Source organism: Streptomyces sp. NPDC060002 (assembly GCF_042737245.1).
Lineage (GTDB): Bacteria > Actinomycetota > Actinomycetes > Streptomycetales > Streptomycetaceae > Streptomyces.
Genome location: NZ_JBHWUW010000124.1, coordinates 1 through 2,342, shown reverse-complemented (window position 1 = coordinate 2,342; position 2,342 = coordinate 1). Strand labels below are relative to the sequence as shown.

Here is a 2,342-nt window from a genome sequence, read left to right as displayed (position 1 = left end):
ACGCCGGACGGCGTCACCCGCGCAGCCGGTGGGTGATGGATGGCCGACGGCGGCCCGAGCCGGGTCAGCCCTCGATGCGGTGGGTGGTCCAGAACGACGTCAGGTCCGTGGTCGTGGCGGCCTGGGCGGCCGCCTTGAACTCGGCCGTGGTCGAGACGCCGTACCAGTGCGAAGTGGCGTAGTCCTTCAGCAGTTTGGCCATCGCGGTGTCCCCGATGAGCCGCCGCAGGTCGTGCAGGGCGCACTTGCCGTAGCCGTAGACGACGGTGGAGTACCGGGAGGAGTGGGTGTCCCAGTAGGCCATCGAGTTGGTGATCTTCTCCGCCGACGAGGCCCACGAGACGCTGCTCCAGCAGCTGGTGCCCGCCTTGCCCAGCGCCAGGTCGGTGGCGTAGTCGGTGAACGACTCGTCCAGCCACGGGCTGTTGTACTCGTCGTCGCCGACGATCCCGTACCACCACTGGTGGCCGATCTCATGGGTCAGCGCCGTGGTGCTGACCAGGTCGAGGACGAAGCCGGGGTACTCCATGCCGCCGAACCAGAAGTTGTTGTCGATGACGGCGTCCAACTCGCCGTACGGGTAGGCGCCGAAGCGGGAGGCGTGCGCGTCCACGGCGGTCTTGGCGGTGGTGAGCATCGACTGCGCGTTGGCCGAGCTGATGCCGGTGACGGAGTAGACGTTGATCGGGGTCCCGGCGGTCGAGGTGCCGGAGATCTTGCTGAACGGGCCGGCCGCCCACGCGAAGTCACGGACCTTCGTGGCGGTGGCCGTGGTGACGGTGCGGCCGCTGCTGCCGGCGGCGTCGACCGAGGCGCCGGTGGCCGGCACCAGGAGGGTGGTCGGATGGTCGAGGGTCACCTTGAAGTCGGCGGCCAGCGAGTAGAACGACTCGCCGTTGTTCGTGTACGGGTCCAGGTGCCAGCCCGTCCCGTCCTTCACCGCCAGCAGGGGCAGCGCGTTGCCGATGAAGCTGAACGCCCCGTCGTAGCCGAACCGGTCGGCGCCGCTGGGCACGGTGATGCCCAGGTCGAAGCCGATCGTGGCGCTCTGCCCCTGGGCCAGGGGACTGGCGAGCGTGATCTGGAGGGCCGTGCAGCCCACGGAAAGGGCGCCCGCGGTGCCGCCGGTGACGTTGCTGACCGCGATCGGCATCGAGGTGCAGGTGCCGTGGTAGTTGTCCCAGAGCCGCAGGTACACCTCGCTGAGCGCGGTCGCGGAGGCGTTGGTGAAGGTCGCGCTCTCGTGACCGGTCCAGACCGTGCCGGCCGTGTTGCTGGTCAGACTGACGGTGTACGACGGCGCCGCCGGGGTGCGCGTGGAGTCGGCGGGCGGAGCGGTGTCGCCGGAGGTGTTGAGCGCGAGGTCGTCGAGGACGAAGCTCGACTGGAGGCTGGAGTCCTCGGTGCCGGTGAAGGCGAGGCTCACGGTCTGGCCCGCGAACGCCGACACGTCGAACGACTTCTGCACGTAGCCGGTGTTCTTGTCGAGGTTCGAGTACGTGGCCAGCGTCGTCGTGCCGATCTTGGCCGTCAGCTTGTCGTACGCGGTGGACGAGGTCGTCTCGGCCGTGTCGATGTGCAGCCAGAACGTGAGGGTGGCGGCGGTGCAACCGGACGGGATCGTGACGCTCTGCGAAAGCGTGTCGGTGTGGGTGCTGCCCACGCCGTCCAACCAGGCGAAGGCGGTGCCGCCGTGCGCGCTCTGCCCGGTGCGGCCGGTGATCACGCTGGTCGAGGACTGGGTCCACGGCGAGACGCCGCTCTCGAAGCCACCGTTGGTGATCACCTGAGCCGGGGTGCAGGCGTCGGCCGCGGCAGCCTTCGCAGGTGCGACAGCCGCGCTGCCGGGCGCGGCGACGCTCGTGGAGGCGATGGTGTCCGGTGCGACGGCTGCCGCGGGCGTGGCGGGGAGCGAGACGGCGGCCAGCGCGGCGAGGGTGAGCGCGCTGGTGCCGAGGGCCTTGCGGGGGGTGGGTCTCACACGTGGCTCCTTTGCGGCGGCCGGGTTTCCGGCCTGCTCGGTGGCTGTCCCCGACGGCGTGGGTGTGCCGGAGGGCGGTGCGCGACGGCTGCCGGAAGCCTGACAGATTTGACGCGGGCATGCCATCAGGCTTTGGCAAAGGGTCACCACCGCGACCGGGCGCGGAGTGTCGGGCTCTCGGCCCTGGAGCAGGGGCGGTGCCACGAAGCCGTACCTCATCACCCAGCACGCGAAAATCTGTGTTGGCTGGAGTAGACATTGGGCGGTGGTGTGGTTATGGTTTCTCTCGTAGCCCAGAGAGACAGCAGGGCCTGGCAGACACGAACTGCCGGGCGGCAGTACCGCGGTTGCAGTGCGCAGG

1 protein-coding gene is annotated in these 2,342 nt (G+C 69.6%); it reads right to left on the bottom strand.

Annotation, left to right across the window (positions count from 1 at the left end):
• Nucleotides 1-64: 64 nt before the first annotated feature.
• Nucleotides 65-1,981 (bottom strand): M1 family aminopeptidase, encoded by a 1,917-nt coding sequence (locus ACFWBD_RS41440; protein ID WP_385679401.1) that lies wholly within the window; start codon nt 1,979-1,981, stop codon nt 65-67.
• Nucleotides 1,982-2,342 lie beyond the last annotated feature (361 nt).